The organism is Agarivorans sp. Z349TD_8 (genome assembly GCF_050870825.2).
Classification (GTDB): domain Bacteria; phylum Pseudomonadota; class Gammaproteobacteria; order Enterobacterales; family Celerinatantimonadaceae; genus Agarivorans.
On the sequence record NZ_CP194037.2, the window covers coordinates 4,136,777 to 4,150,422 of the forward strand.

Consider the following 13,646-nt stretch of genomic DNA (forward strand, 5'->3'; position numbering starts at 1 on the left):
CCACTCAATCCTATCTGTTATCTTACTTTTAAAGTCGCAAGACCAATCAACACTAAAATCAATGAAATAATCCAAAAACGCACAATCACTCGAGGCTCAGGCCAGCCTTTCAACTCATAATGATGGTGAATTGGAGCCATACGGAAAATCCGCTGACCACGCAGCTTATAAGAGCCAACCTGTAAGATCACCGAAACCGTTTCCATTACGAACACGCCCCCCATAATCACCAACAGCAACTCTTGGCGCACCAGCACCGCAACCGTACCTAAGGCTGCCCCTAAGGCAAGCGAGCCAACATCGCCCATGAATACTTGGGCTGGATAGGTATTAAACCAAAGAAAGGCTAAACCAGCCCCGACCATCGCGGTACACACCACCACCAATTCACTGGCGGCAGGAATATAAGGAATGAACAAATAACTTGAGAAATTAACATGTCCGGTAAGATAAGCGATTAAGGCAAAGGCCGAGGCCACCATCACACTGGGCATAATTGCCAAGCCATCTAAACCATCGGTTAAGTTAACGGCATTACTGCTACCAACTATGACGAGGTAAGTCAGGGGAATAAATAACCAGCCAAGCTGTGGCATCACATTTTTGATAAATGGCAACACCAACTGGGTATGCGCTGCTGAATCTGCGCTCCAAAATAGGTAAAGCGCCACCACTAAAGCAACCACCGATTGCCAAAAATACTTCCAGCGCGCGATTAGGCCAGCTGGATCTTTGCGGATCACTTTGCGATAGTCGTCGATAAAACCAATGGCGCCGTAACTGCCAAACACAAACAGCATCACCCACACGTAAGGATTGTCTAAACGAGCCCACAACAGGGTCGATAAAAATACCGAAGCGATGATCAGAACGCCGCCCATGGTCGGTGTCCCAGATTTACTTAAATGAGATTCAGGACCGTCGTTACGTACCGTTTGTCCAATCTGCAAACGTTGTAAACTACGGATAAGCTTCGGTCCCATCCACAGGCCAAACACTAAGGCAGTTAAGATACTCACAATCGCCCTAAAGGTTAAATAACCAAATAGCGAAAATCCGCTGTAATATTGCTGCAGATATTCAGCTAACCAAACTAACATTCGAAACCCTTCTTATAATATTGTTGTAAGTGCTGGACCACCGTTTCCATTTTGCTTGAACGAGAACCTTTCACCAATATCAAACAAGCCTGATTAGGCGCCTGATTCAAGTCCTCAATCAGCTGCGAAATTAAATGCTCGTGGGAGTCAAAAACCAGCTCTGAACGTCCTAAATCGGCCAGCGCCGACTGAAAAGACGCGCCATAAGAATACAAGCTAATGTTTCTGTCAAGTGCTTGCGCAATTAAGTCTTTGTGCGCCAGTTCCGTTTGCTCGCCCATTTCTCCCATGGCGCCAGCGATAAGCAAGCGCTTACCCTCAAAACTGGCTAAAATATCGACAGCCGCCTTAAATGAAGCGGGATTGGCGTTATAACTATCATCAATCAACTGAAGCTGTGGACTAAGCGTCTGCACATTCACCCGCCCAGGGACTTCCTCCAAGTCGGCCAAGCCTAATTTCACCTCGCTTAAACTCGCCCCCATCGCGATAGCCAAAGCAGACGCAGCCACCGCATTCTTCACATTATGTTGACCCGCAAGGTTTATCTGCACTTGCACTCGACCTTGGGGTGTATTGAGGGTGAACCGACTTCCCGAGAGACCCAATGAGTGGATCTCACTGGCGTAAAAATCAGCATTCGGCTGATCCAAAGAAAATAGTTGAACCTTGGCTGGGCTGGCCGCATCCATCAGCGGCTGCTGATAATCAGCGCCAGCTTCACAGATCGCCACTTGGCCCTTCGCCAAACCAACAAACAACTCTGATTTAGCGCGTAATACCCCCGTTTGATCGCCAAAACCTTCAATATGCGCGGCTGACACATTATTGATCAGTGCTGCCCGCGGTTTCACCAAGGCCACGGTATAGGCAATTTCACCCATATGATTCGCGCCCAGTTCAAGCACGCCCACTTGATGTTGTTCGGTGGCTCGCAATAACGACAGGGGAACACCGATGTCATTGTTAAAATTACCTTGAGTAGCTAACACCGATTTAGCCTGCGCTAAAATCTTTGTCGTCATTTCCTTCACGGTAGTTTTGCCATTACTGCCAGTGATTGCGCAACAAGGCAAGCTCAATTTTTCACGTAAATAACTCGCGAGCAAACCTAGGGCTATTCGGCAGTCAGCGACCACTAATTGCGGTACATCGAGCGGCAGAAGCCGTTCCACAACCAAAGCAATAGCACCTTGTTCGACGGCTTTCCCAGCGAAGTCATGGGCGTCGAAACGTTCACCGCTTAAGGCGACAAACAGACTTTGTGGCATCGGCTTACGAGAATCAGTATCAACCCTCAGTATGGTCTGATCATCACCGATTAGTTTAGTTTGCAAGGGCTTGAGCAGCTCAGACAGCTTCAATGGGATCATTGTGCTCTCCCGACTAAGCTTTGTACGACCGCCCGCTCGTCATAATCGAGAACTTGCGCAGCAATAATTTGATAACTCTCATGGCCTTTTCCTGCCACCAAGATGATGTCTTGTGAACCACTTTGCTGAATGGCCTGTTGAATCGCGACGGTCCGTTGATGTTCAACCGCGACTCGCTCAGGATGACAAAAGCCCGCCATGATATCTTCAACAATCGCCACCGCATCTTCGTAACGAGGATTGTCATCCGTCACGATGACTTGGTCAGCTTTTTGCTCGGCAACCGCCGCCATTAAAGGCCGCTTGCCTTTATCACGGTCGCCGCCACAACCAAAGATACACCACAACTTCCCGCGACAATGTAAACGTAAGGCCGTCAAGGCTTTATCTAATGCATCCGGAGTATGCGCATAATCCACCACTACCGAAGATTTTCCGACAAACAACTCCATCCGACCCGGTACTGCATTTAAACAAGGAAGTAAATCCATTAGTTTTGCTAAATCGACCCCAAAGTGGTGAAGACAAGCAATCGCACTGAGCAAGTTCTCGGCATTGAACCGCCCCAATAGGGGACTGTGTAACGCAACCCGTTCATGGCTTGCCTCGGGACTTAGCAAGTAACCACGAACACCGCGTTCACTAAAGTGTAAATCAGCGATCTGCCATTGTGCTCTGCTATCTTCTAAGGACAAAGCTTGGGCATCAGGGTAATGCTGCAGTAATTGCTTTCCGAAACCATCGTCAGCATTAATCAGACGACACTGCAAACTTGGCCAGTCAAACAAGGCCTGCTTAGCACGGCCATATTCAGCCATACTGCCATGATAATCGAGGTGGTCGCGACTGAGATTGGTAAAAATAGCGACCGAGAAAGGAACACTTGCAACCCGTTGTTGTACCAAACCATGGGAAGATATTTCCATCGCCACTAATTGATAGCCCTGTTGCTGCATCTCACTCAACTGACGTTGAATCGTAATCGCATCAGCGGTGGTATTATGGCTCTGCTCGAGCTGACCAGGCTTACCATTTCCCAAGGTCCCCATCACTGCAGCTTTAATACCGCTTAAATTGGCCAGATTAGCAATCAGATGAGTGACAGTACTCTTACCATTGGTTCCAGTCACTCCGACCAGATTTAAGTGATTCCCCTCAGGAAAGTATCTGGCAGAGGCTAACTGAGAGAGTTGCTGACTTAAACGCCAGAAGGCAATACAGGGGATCTCTCCACGCCATTCAATTTGACCATGCTGTTGTTCAGTATCAGCTTCAACGATCACAGCTACGGCACCCGCAATAATGGCTGCATCGATGTAATCACGACCATCGACCTGATGACCATGAATAGCCACAAATACATCGCCAGAACGAAGCTCACGACTATTCAAGGATAAGTGCTCAAAGCTCAGCTTAGGCGCCTGAGTCACGGCAAATTTTGCGAGTAGTGCTGATAAATCAGGTTTCACTATCAACGCCCCCACTCAACTTCACAATACGACCGTCATCGTCATCTGGCGCGACATTTAAATATTGCAATCCAGCCTGCATCACTTTAGAAAATACTGGTGCCGCAACCACGCCACCGTAATAGCTGTCCGTTTTGGGCTCATTCACAAACACCACGACCGCAAGCTTAGGGTGACTCGCAGGCGCGACTCCAGCAAAGATCGCCACATAATCATCACCATAGCCACCACGAATCGCTTTACGGCTAGTTCCGGTTTTACCGGCGATACGAAATCCAGGCACAGCAGCTTTAAGCCCTGTGCCACCTTCATGGACCACAGACTCCATCATCTGTAACACCGCTTTGGCAGTGGATTCTTTAAAAACCCGTTCACCCGGCGCCGCTTTTTGTAACTTAATAATCGATGCGGGGCGAAATATGCCACCAGCGCCAATCGTGGCATAGGCTTGTGCCAATTGGAGCGGCGTGACCATTAAACCGTAACCAAAGGACAAGGTTGCCAATTCAAAATCAGACCAGCGTCGACGTTGTGGCATCAATCCAGCCGATTCCCCCACCAAGCCTAAGCCTGCACCATTGCCAAAACCGACGCGATAAAATGTATCCAGCAAACCCTCAACACCAACTTTTAGTGCCAACTGGCTGGTTCCAACATTACTCGACTTTTGAATCACTTTAGTAAGACTGATTTCACCATAATTATGAGAATCACGGACTCGACGGCCACCAATGCGCATCCACCCGGGATTGGTATTGATCATACTATTGGTTTTAACATGACCAGCTTCCAATGCTGCAAGTACCGATAAGGGTTTGACCGTCGAACCTGGTTCATAACTGTCGGAGATCGCGCGATTACGATAGCGATAACTTTGAAATTCATTGCGATTGTTCGGATTAAATGAAGGACTATTGACCATTGCCAAGACTTCACCGGTGTCGATATCTAATACCACAACGCTCCCCGAAGTCGCTCGGGTATCAGCCACTGCTTTCTTCAACTCACGATATGCTAGGGCTTGAATACGCTGGTCAATGCTCAAGGCAATATCTTGCGCTTGCTTGGCTTGATGGATAACCGCAAGATCTTCAACCACACGACCCAGTCGATCTTTTCGAACTTGGCGCTTACCCGGTTCACCGGTAAGCCAGTCGTCGTAACTTCCCTCAATCCCTTCCAGACCATGGTCATCAATATTAGTAAAACCAACCAAGTGAGCACTCACTTCGCCAGTAGGGTAGAACCTTCTTGATTCAGGTTTGAGATAAACACCTTTGATTTTGAGTTTATCAACATAATTCGCTACTGCGGAACTTACCTGTCGCTGTAAATATACAAAACGCCGATGCGGATCGCTGACACGGCTCTGTAAACTAGCGACATCGGTCTCTAACACCTTGGCTAAGGCGGCCCAAGCTTCACCATCTGCGAAGCTATTTTGCTCAACCACATGCTTCGGATCCGCCCAAATAGCACGAACAGGTACACTTACCGCAAGTTCGTTACCAAAACGATCGGTAATCACACCTCGTTCCGCATAACCGGTTTTGGTACGAATAGAACGTAAATCCCCTTCGTAGATCAGTTTATCCGGTGCGATCACCTGAATATAAGCGGCACGACTTACTAGGGCAGTAAATACCAAACAAACCACGACCATCACTAGCACAAAGCGCCAATGGATGAACAGTCCTTGTTTATTTGCCTTATTGCTCATTACTTACTAATTACCACTTGTTCTTCTAACTTGGGTCGATGCATCGCCAAACGCTTTCGAGCGATACTCTCTATACGGCTATGTTCTGCAAGTGTATTTTGTTCAATGAGTAGGTGCCGCCACTCCACATTGATTGCATCGCGATTCATCATTAAACGTTCTCTTTGCTCAACAAACATCCGCGTATGATGGGTTGTCCAAACCACTGCAAAAGCAGAGATCACTACCAGTATCAGTAGCCCTAGCTGCTGCTTATGACGCCAAAAATCTTTCAGTATCGCCCGTAACAGATTGGGCTGGCGGTTAACTTCGCTCATTACAAGCGACGAGCTATCCGCAATACCGAGCTACGCGAGCGCGGATTAACTTCAATTTCGGCAGCACTCGGTTTAATCGCTCGCCCAACACTTTTTAAATAACGACCGCTGGCTAACTGTTGTTCAGTTAACGGAAATCCTCGCGGGAATTGCTCACCCTTCTCTTGTTTTCGAATAAAACGTTTGACCATCCGATCTTCTAAAGAATGGAAGCTAATCACAGCCAGACGACCATCGGTGGCTAAGCAGTTCATTGCACCTAATAAGGCCTTTTCGATTTCATCAAGTTCACTATTGATATAAATACGAATCGCCTGAAAACTGCGGGTCGCAGGATGTTTATGTTTATCTTTAACCGGACAAGCTAAATCGATAATTTTGGCGAGCTGCAGGGTACTGGTTAGCGGTTCCAATTGACGCGCGTTAACAATGCCGTGTGCGATCCGCTTGCCAAATTTTTCTTCACCAAAGGTTTTAATCACCCAGGTAATGTCTTCTTCCGCAGCATGGGTGAGCCACTCTCCAGCCGTTTGGCCTCGCGATGTATCCATCCGCATATCCAAGGGACCATCACGTAAAAAGCTGAAACCTCGCTCTGCATCGTCGAGTTGTGGCGACGACACCCCTAAATCCAGCAATACACCATCAATCTTTTTAGCTAAACCTAACTCGCTAATATATTGCTCGATGCCAGAAAAGGGACCATGAACAATCTGAAAACGCGGATCATCGGCAAATTGTTTCGCTGCTTCAATCGCTCGAGGATCTCTATCGATAGCGATCAAACGCCCCTGCGGCCCAAGCGCCTTTAAGATCTCACGGCTATGGCCTCCTCGACCAAAAGTACCATCGACGTAAATACCATCTTTTTTGATGGCTAAACCATCAATACACTCTTGCAAAAGTACCGAGGTATGGGCAAATTCATTACTCATATTAAAGTGAAAAATCTTTTAGGTTATCGGTTAACATATCAACATCCTCATCTAAGGCGATATCGGCAGCAATCTGTTGCTGCCATTGCTCTTCAGACCACAGCTCAAACTTATTGAGTTGGCCGACCAGCATAATTTTTTTCTGCAAACTCGCATGTTGGCGTAGTGGAGGGGGGATCAACAAACGGCCATTTTTATCCATCTCACAATCATCCGCATAACCTAACAACAAGCGCTGTAAGCGACGCTCAGCTGGATTCATACTTGATAATTTCTTCAACTTCCGCTCAATCTCTTCCCACTCGGCCAGTGGATAAAGTAATAAACAGCGATGATTGATATCAATGGTGCACACCAACTGCCCTTGGCACTCTTCAATCAACCACTCACGATAACGCGTGGGCATTGTCATTCGCCCCTTCGCATCGAGATTGATTGAACTTGCGCCGCGTAACATCCGGTGTTGACTCCCCTCACATGCTAATATCAGATTTAAAGGGGTAATAGATCCACTATGATCCACTTTATCCCACAATTCACTAAGTTTAAGGACGAGTCTCCCCCTTTGCAAGCGACCATGAGCAAGAAAATGAACAAAATTCCACCAAGGATTCAAAGACCTCAGCTAAAGGGCTGATATACAAAGCAACCGGGCCTACAAATGAGTAAAAATAAATCGTTTTATTTAGTAAAAAGTTATCAAGACTAGAATCACAAGGGTCAATGTCGGAGGGGATAGCGAGCATTTACTTATCAAAAATTAAAAAAGCCCCGTTTTAGCAACGGGGCTTTTAAAGAAGTAGAAGTTGGCCGATAAGCCGGGTTTTGTCGTGAACAATCATTCGTCTAGGCCGTTAATCGCTTAACGGCTCAAGCAGCCTACCCGCCCCCAACGCGGGTCGCGCCTTAAGGGGGCCTATTTGGCCTTGCTCCGGGTGGAGTTTACCTCGCCACAAAATGTTACCAGTTGTGCGGTGCGCTCTTACCGCACCCTTTCAGCCTTACCTGTATCAACCCTTTCCGAAGAAAGAGTCGCCATCGGCGGTCTTCTCTCTGCTGCACTTGTCGTAGGCTTGCGCCTCCCAGGCGTTACCTGGCACCCTACCCTATAGAGCCCGGACTTTCCTCCCCTTCGCCCGTTTGCCACTCCCGAAAGAGTACACAACGACGAAGCAGCGATTGTCTAGCCAACTCCGGTGGCGGACTATAGCAAACTCCTGCACTTAAGAATAGCGCTTTCTCCGCCCTTACTTCGAGTGATTTAGGCCATGTTCGTAAAGCGCATTTTTCTTTAAACCATAAATTTTAGCAGTGAGAGCGGCGGCTTTTTTTAAAGGGAGTTCTTGTTGTAACAAACTCAAGGTATCTAGCGCTTCCACAGGCAAGCCCTGAGTGGATTTGTCAAAACCGGCCACGATCAAGACCATCTCACCTTTTTGCTGATTTGGATCGGCCTGTACCCATGCCAGTAATTCAGCAGCAGCTAAAGATTTCACCGTCTCAAAGGTTTTCGTCAGCTCACGCGCCATCACGACTTGGCGCTCCTCACCCAAACATTGAACAATATCTTTTAAGCTTTCGACAATACGATGTGGCGACTCATAAAAAACCACGGTACGAACCTCTTGACGTAACTCAGCCAATCGAGCTTGACGCGCATTACTTTTCGCCGGCAAAAATCCTTCATACAAAAAACGGTCGGTGGGTAAACCGGCGACAGATAAAGCTGCAATTGCAGCGCAAGCACCAGGCAACGGCACCACCGTGTAGCCTTTGGCACGAAACGCTGCCACCAGGTGATAACCCGGATCGTTAATCAGTGGTGTGCCTGCATCCGAAACAAGCGCAATGTCTTGCCCTTCCAACAAACATTTCTCCAACCAAGCGATTTTTTGTTGCTCGTTATGATCATGTACTGCCACACAACGAGTACCAATTTCGTAGTGAGCCAACAGACGACCTGTATTACGAGTATCTTCTGCAGCAATCATCGACACGCTCTTGAGTACGTCTAATGCACGCAAAGTAATATCGGCTAAATTGCCAATTGGAGTTGCAACAATATATAAAGTTCCAATTGCGGACATAGGGAGTACCTCTCGTTAATTCGGCCCCTACTTTAATGAAAAGACGGGCTAGCCTCAATCTTTCAACACCGCGATTGTGGATTATTTGTCGCGAGCCTCTTACTATATGCACTATTGAAACGATACTGGTGGTATAGACTTTGAAAACGAACCTGATTTCAGCACTACGTTATGTCAGTTTAACGGTGGTGCTTTTATTAGCGGCTTGTAGTACTGGCCCAACAAAACAACCGATTACAGCTATACCTCTACCGTCCTTAGCTTCAACTTTAGAGCACAATGCTCAATTTTATTTAGACCAGGCGGCTATCGCAGAGTTACAGCATACTTATGATTGGGAATTACTCGCAGCGAAGGCTTACTACCAGCAGGGCTTATACCAAGCTGGTGATGCGATTGTTTCATCGTTAAAGGCTCAAACCAACAGCCCACAACGTATCGCTGCGCTTCGCTTAGTTCAAGGCTACGCTCTGCAGCGTCAAGGCCACTATTCCCAAGCCTTAGAATTATTAGACTTTGACCCGATATGGGATTTGCCTCGTGATTACTGGCAAAGCTATTACCAAACGCGTGGTGATATCTTTAAACAACAAAACAACCCATTAGCCGCTGCAGGCGCTTATATAGAACTGGACCGTTATTTACCAGAAGCGCTGCGCGCCACAAATCATCAAGTGATTTGGCAACAACTCAAACCACTCACCGCATTTACCCTTCGTAGCTTCCAACAGGTCTCTAGTGACTTAAAAAATGGCTGGTTAGAGATTGTGGCTATCAGCAATGAGCCTAAACCATCCCCTGCGGCTCTAATTGCCGCATTGCAGCAGTGGAAACGTGACTATCCTAATCATCCTGCTCTCGATTATATTGATGGAGATCTAGCAAAAGCTTTAAGCATTGAACCCTATTCACCGAAGAAAATTGCGGTGCTCCTCCCCTTGTCTGGAAAATATAAAAATAACGGTTTAGCGCTAAAAGATGGCTTGATTTCGGCTTACTTAGACCAACAGCAAAATAACGCAAGCGATACCCAACTGATATTTTTTGATACGCAAACACAAGCCATGGCAAATTTATATGCACAATTGGAAGAACAGCAAATCAACTTTATCCTCGGTCCGCTGCTTAAATCTCAATTAACCAATCTACTTACGCTACAACCAACTATTCCGCTGCTGGGCTTAAATGATGTGCTCAGTAGTAACACCGAACAACGCTTTTTCTTTCCTTTGTCTCCCGAAACAGAAGCCAAACAGGCTGCACAATTCATGGCTCAGCGAGAAGAAACGAACCCTTTGTTATTAGTCCCTCAAAATAACTTAGGAGAGCGTATGGCAGAAGCATTTAGCCAGCAATGGCAAATGCTTTCTTCCGCGCCTGTTGATGTGGTGTATTACGCCAATCGTAGCCAATTACAGGCGGCCGTAACCAAATTATTGCATACCGACCAAAGCCAACAGCGCATCAATCAATTTAAACAAATAATTGGTCAAAACCTGAAAACCGAACTGCGCTCGCGCAGCGATGCACAAGCCTTATATTTAGTTGGCGATAATACCGAGACTAAACTCATCAAAGCCTTTATTGATGTAACGGTGAGTCCCTTTGCTATGAGCCCACGCTTATATGCAAGCTCTCGCAGCTATAACAAAAATGACCAGACCAGCGAGAACGAACTTGATGGTATGCTAATCAGTGAAATGCCTTGGGCGCTAGATCTACAATCGGTTAACGCAATTCGTTACCAACAGCTTTGGCCCAGTTCAACAGATACTCAAAAACGGCTTTACGCTTTGGGTTATGATGCCTTCAACCTAATTGGTCAATTAGCCCAAATGCGCGGCTATTCCGACTATCAATTTCAGGGACTTACTGGCAACTTAAGTGTTGATCCAAAAGGTCTCGTTGCTCGACAGCTGATCTGGACTCAATATGAAAATGGCAAACTGGTTCCCTTGGACATCCAAGCAAAACCAAAATCCCTTGAATAGTGGGCAACAAGCAGAACAGCAAGCAGCTCGTTACCTAACACAACAAGGTTTAAAGCTGATTGAAAAAAATTATCACTGCCGCCGCGGCGAGATAGATTTAATTTGTAAACAAAACGATATTTGGGTATTTGTCGAAGTAAAGTATCGTAGTGCGAATACTTTTGGAGGGGCGGTCGCGGCCGTTGACCAACATAAGATCCGCCGAATTATACTAAGTGCTCAATACTACTTACAGCAACAAAATTTAAACCAATTTGATACAGCCATGCGTTTCGATGTGATCGCCATACAAGCACAAGCTCCCTATCTAGAATGGTTCCAAAACGCATTTGGGGAATAAACATGCAAGAACGTATTAAAGAGATATTCCGAGAGAGTATTCAAACCAAAATCGCTGCTGCCGAAGCGCTACCAGACGCCATCGAAAAAGCAACCATTATCATTGCTCACGCCCTGCTAAATGGGAATAAATTATTAATTGCTGGCAATGGTTCGGCGGCTGCCTTAGCCCAGCAATTTGCCGCAAGTTTAGTAAACCGTTTTGACACCGAACGCCCAAGCCTCCCAGCCTTAGCCCTCAACACCGATAATTCCTTATTATCAGCAATCGCCAATGATTATTCGTTTGACGAAGTATTTGCCAAACAAATTCGCGCCTTAGGACAACAAGGTGATGTACTGGTTGCTATTTCTGATTCTGGTAACTGTCGTAATGTAATTAAAGCAATGGAAGCTGCGGTGAACCGCGACATGAGCATTATCGCTCTCACCGGAAAAGATGGCGGCGAAATGGCCGGATTACTGAGCGAGCAAGATGTTGAAGTTAGAGTCCCAGCAGAGCAAAGCATAAGAATAAACGAGGTACACCTGCTGGCCTTAAATAGTTTATGTGACTTAATCGACCGAACCTTATTCCCCCAACAAGAGGATTAGAGAATGTTGCGAATTATCGCCATTGTAGTACTAGCAGGCCTATTACAGGCCTGTGCTGGAGCAGTCGTTGTAGGGGCCAGCGTCGCCGCTGGTGCGGCGACCGACCGACGAACCATCGGCACCCAAATCGATGACCAAACCATTGAATTACAAACCCTCAGCGCACTGGGTAAATCAGAAAAAATATGGCAAGAAAGTAAACTTTCGATCGTCTCTTTAAGTGGCCGAGTTTTGATTGTTGGACAGACTCCGAGTCAAGAAAATTACAACCAAATAACTCAAATCGTTCGTGCCACAGAAGGTGTTCAAGAGGTATTGAACGAAGTTCGAATCAAAGATCCTGTGTCGTTAAGCACTCGCAGCAATGACGCTTGGATCACCACTAAAATCAAGCTAAAAATCTATGGTGATAATGAATTAGCACCGGGAAAAATAAAAGTAATTACCGAAGATAGCGAAGTGTTTTTGATTGGATTTGTCACCGAACAAGAACAGAGTTTAGCAATTAATATTGCCCGTAATGAAGCCGGTGTGAGCAAGGTAGTGAAATTATTTGAACTGGTGATAGACGATTAAATAATCGCTAAGCAATAAAAAAGCGCCAATAGGCGCTTTTTTTATTTTACGATGGTTAAGCTTGGCTTTTTAGGTGCGTCGTCAGTCCTTTTTTCAGGCGACTCAGCCTGTTCAGCAGATTCGACTTGCTCCGCCTCATAAGCGGCTTCCGGCTCAAATACCATGCCGGCACCATTTTCACGCGCATAAACCGCAACCACTGCCGACATAGGTACATAAATTTGAAATGGTTTACCGCCAAAGCGGGCATTAAATCCCACATGGTGCAGGTCCATATCAAATGCTACGACTGCCGAAGGTGCAATATTTAACACGATTTGACCATCGTTCACAAACTGAGTAGGGACTGTCACATTCGCCTGTGTCGCGTCCACAACCAAGTGTGGCGTAAGCTCATTGTCTAACAACCAATCAAAAAACGCCCGTAACAAATACGGTCGATTTGGCGTCATTTCAATATTCATTAGCCAAGAAACCCATCGCGTATTTCACGTTCGGAATCAGTCAATGAAGCTTGGAAAGATTCACGATCAAATACCCGGATCATATACGATTTGATTTCTTTCGCACCGATACCTTGTAGTTCAATACCTAAAGTCGGCAAACGCCACAATAAAGGTGCTAAATAACAATCTACGAGGCTAAACTCTTCGCTCATGAAATAAGGCATCTCAGCAAACACCGGAGCGATAGTTAATAGACTTTCAGTTAATTGTTTACGTGCAGCATCCGCATTTTGATCTTTCTCAATTTGCGCCACTAGGCTGTACCAATCATTCTTGATGCGATGCATCATCAAACGACTAGAACCACGAGATACGGGGTAAACAGGCATTAATGGTGGATGAGGAAAGCGCTCGTCCAGATACTCCATGATGATCTGTGATTGGTATAAAACTAATTCACGATCAACCAAAGTAGGAACTGAGCTGTACGGATTCAGATCAATTAAATCTTCCGGCAAGTTATCCGGGTCAACTTGATTAATCTCTACGCTGACGCCTTTTTCGGCTAAAACGATGCGTACCTGATGACTATATAAGTCGTTAGCACCAGAGTATAGCGTCATTACCGAACGCTTATTGGCAGCTACAGCCATTGAACCCTCCAAAAACCATAAAAAAAAATACACAAACGGCAACAGC

Annotated in this window: 14 protein-coding genes and 1 other RNA gene; 4 read left to right on the forward strand and 11 right to left on the reverse strand. The window is 46.3% G+C overall.

What is annotated here, in order from left to right; translation table 11 throughout:
* Nucleotides 1-17: 17 nt before the first annotated feature.
* The 9 genes from mraY to rsmI all read right to left on the reverse strand — a co-directional run bounded on the left by mraY (nt 18) and on the right by rsmI (nt 9,001).
* Nucleotides 18-1,100 (reverse strand): phospho-N-acetylmuramoyl-pentapeptide-transferase, encoded by a 1,083-nt coding sequence (mraY, locus tag ACRRS1_RS18505; protein WP_432456039.1) that lies wholly within the window; start codon nt 1,098-1,100, stop codon nt 18-20.
* Nucleotides 1,094-2,473: a UDP-N-acetylmuramoyl-tripeptide--D-alanyl-D-alanine ligase gene (locus tag ACRRS1_RS18510; protein WP_432456038.1), complete on the reverse strand. Its 1,380-nt coding sequence runs from the start codon at nt 2,471-2,473 to the stop codon at nt 1,094-1,096. The genes mraY and ACRRS1_RS18510 overlap by 7 nt, the downstream gene beginning before the upstream one ends.
* Nucleotides 2,470-3,942, reverse strand: coding sequence for a UDP-N-acetylmuramoyl-L-alanyl-D-glutamate--2,6-diaminopimelate ligase (murE, locus tag ACRRS1_RS18515; protein ID WP_432460139.1), 1,473 nt, complete (start codon nt 3,940-3,942; stop codon nt 2,470-2,472). Before murE ends, ACRRS1_RS18510 begins: the two co-directional genes overlap by 4 nt.
* The gene (locus tag ACRRS1_RS18520) at nt 3,932-5,662 is read right to left on the reverse strand and encodes a penicillin-binding transpeptidase domain-containing protein (RefSeq protein ID WP_432456036.1); all 1,731 of its coding nucleotides are present in this window, start codon (nt 5,660-5,662) and stop codon (nt 3,932-3,934) included. The genes murE and ACRRS1_RS18520 overlap by 11 nt, the downstream gene beginning before the upstream one ends.
* Nucleotides 5,662-5,979, reverse strand: coding sequence for a cell division protein FtsL (gene ftsL, locus ACRRS1_RS18525; RefSeq protein WP_432456035.1), 318 nt, complete (start codon nt 5,977-5,979; stop codon nt 5,662-5,664). The genes ACRRS1_RS18520 and ftsL overlap by 1 nt, the downstream gene beginning before the upstream one ends.
* Entirely contained in the window at nt 5,979-6,914 is a 936-nt protein-coding gene (rsmH, locus tag ACRRS1_RS18530; protein ID WP_432456034.1) for a 16S rRNA (cytosine(1402)-N(4))-methyltransferase RsmH, read from the reverse strand. The genes ftsL and rsmH overlap by 1 nt, the downstream gene beginning before the upstream one ends.
* A gap of 1 nt (nt 6,915) precedes the next feature.
* Nucleotides 6,916-7,371, reverse strand: coding sequence for a division/cell wall cluster transcriptional repressor MraZ (mraZ, locus tag ACRRS1_RS18535; RefSeq protein ID WP_432456139.1), 456 nt, complete (start codon nt 7,369-7,371; stop codon nt 6,916-6,918).
* 341 nt (nt 7,372-7,712) lie between these two features.
* Nucleotides 7,713-8,109: RNase P RNA component class A (gene rnpB, locus ACRRS1_RS18540), an RNA gene on the reverse strand.
* A gap of 52 nt (nt 8,110-8,161) precedes the next feature.
* Nucleotides 8,162-9,001 (reverse strand): 16S rRNA (cytidine(1402)-2'-O)-methyltransferase, encoded by an 840-nt coding sequence (rsmI, locus tag ACRRS1_RS18545; RefSeq protein WP_432456033.1) that lies wholly within the window; start codon nt 8,999-9,001, stop codon nt 8,162-8,164.
* Nucleotides 9,002-9,141: 140 nt separating this feature from the next.
* Between rsmI and ACRRS1_RS18550 the strand changes: the two genes are divergently transcribed.
* From ACRRS1_RS18550 to dolP, 4 genes are read left to right on the forward strand one after another with little or no spacing between them, the layout of a single operon-like run.
* Complete coding sequence (locus tag ACRRS1_RS18550) at nt 9,142-10,992, forward strand: penicillin-binding protein activator (protein ID WP_432460140.1); 1,851 nt, start codon at nt 9,142-9,144, stop codon at nt 10,990-10,992.
* Nucleotides 10,934-11,332 carry a YraN family protein gene (locus ACRRS1_RS18555; protein ID WP_432456031.1) on the forward strand — a complete coding sequence of 133 codons (399 nt, stop codon included), beginning with the start codon at nt 10,934-10,936 and terminating at the stop codon, nt 11,330-11,332. Before ACRRS1_RS18550 ends, ACRRS1_RS18555 begins: the two co-directional genes overlap by 59 nt.
* Before the next feature lie 2 nt (nt 11,333-11,334).
* The gene (locus ACRRS1_RS18560; protein ID WP_432456030.1) at nt 11,335-11,925 is read left to right on the forward strand and encodes an SIS domain-containing protein; all 591 of its coding nucleotides are present in this window, start codon (nt 11,335-11,337) and stop codon (nt 11,923-11,925) included.
* Between the two features lie 3 nt (nt 11,926-11,928).
* On the forward strand, nt 11,929-12,501 hold the full coding sequence (gene dolP, locus ACRRS1_RS18565; protein WP_432463805.1) for a division/outer membrane stress-associated lipid-binding lipoprotein: 573 nt from the start codon (nt 11,929-11,931) through the stop codon (nt 12,499-12,501).
* Between the two features lie 41 nt (nt 12,502-12,542).
* Here dolP and ACRRS1_RS18570 read toward each other — a convergent pair whose 3' ends face one another.
* Nucleotides 12,543-12,953 carry a ClpXP protease specificity-enhancing factor gene (locus tag ACRRS1_RS18570; RefSeq protein WP_432461083.1) on the reverse strand — a complete coding sequence of 137 codons (411 nt, stop codon included), beginning with the start codon at nt 12,951-12,953 and terminating at the stop codon, nt 12,543-12,545.
* A gap of 11 nt (nt 12,954-12,964) precedes the next feature.
* Entirely contained in the window at nt 12,965-13,600 is a 636-nt protein-coding gene (gene sspA, locus ACRRS1_RS18575; protein ID WP_432456028.1) for a stringent starvation protein SspA, read from the reverse strand.
* Nucleotides 13,601-13,646 lie beyond the last annotated feature (46 nt).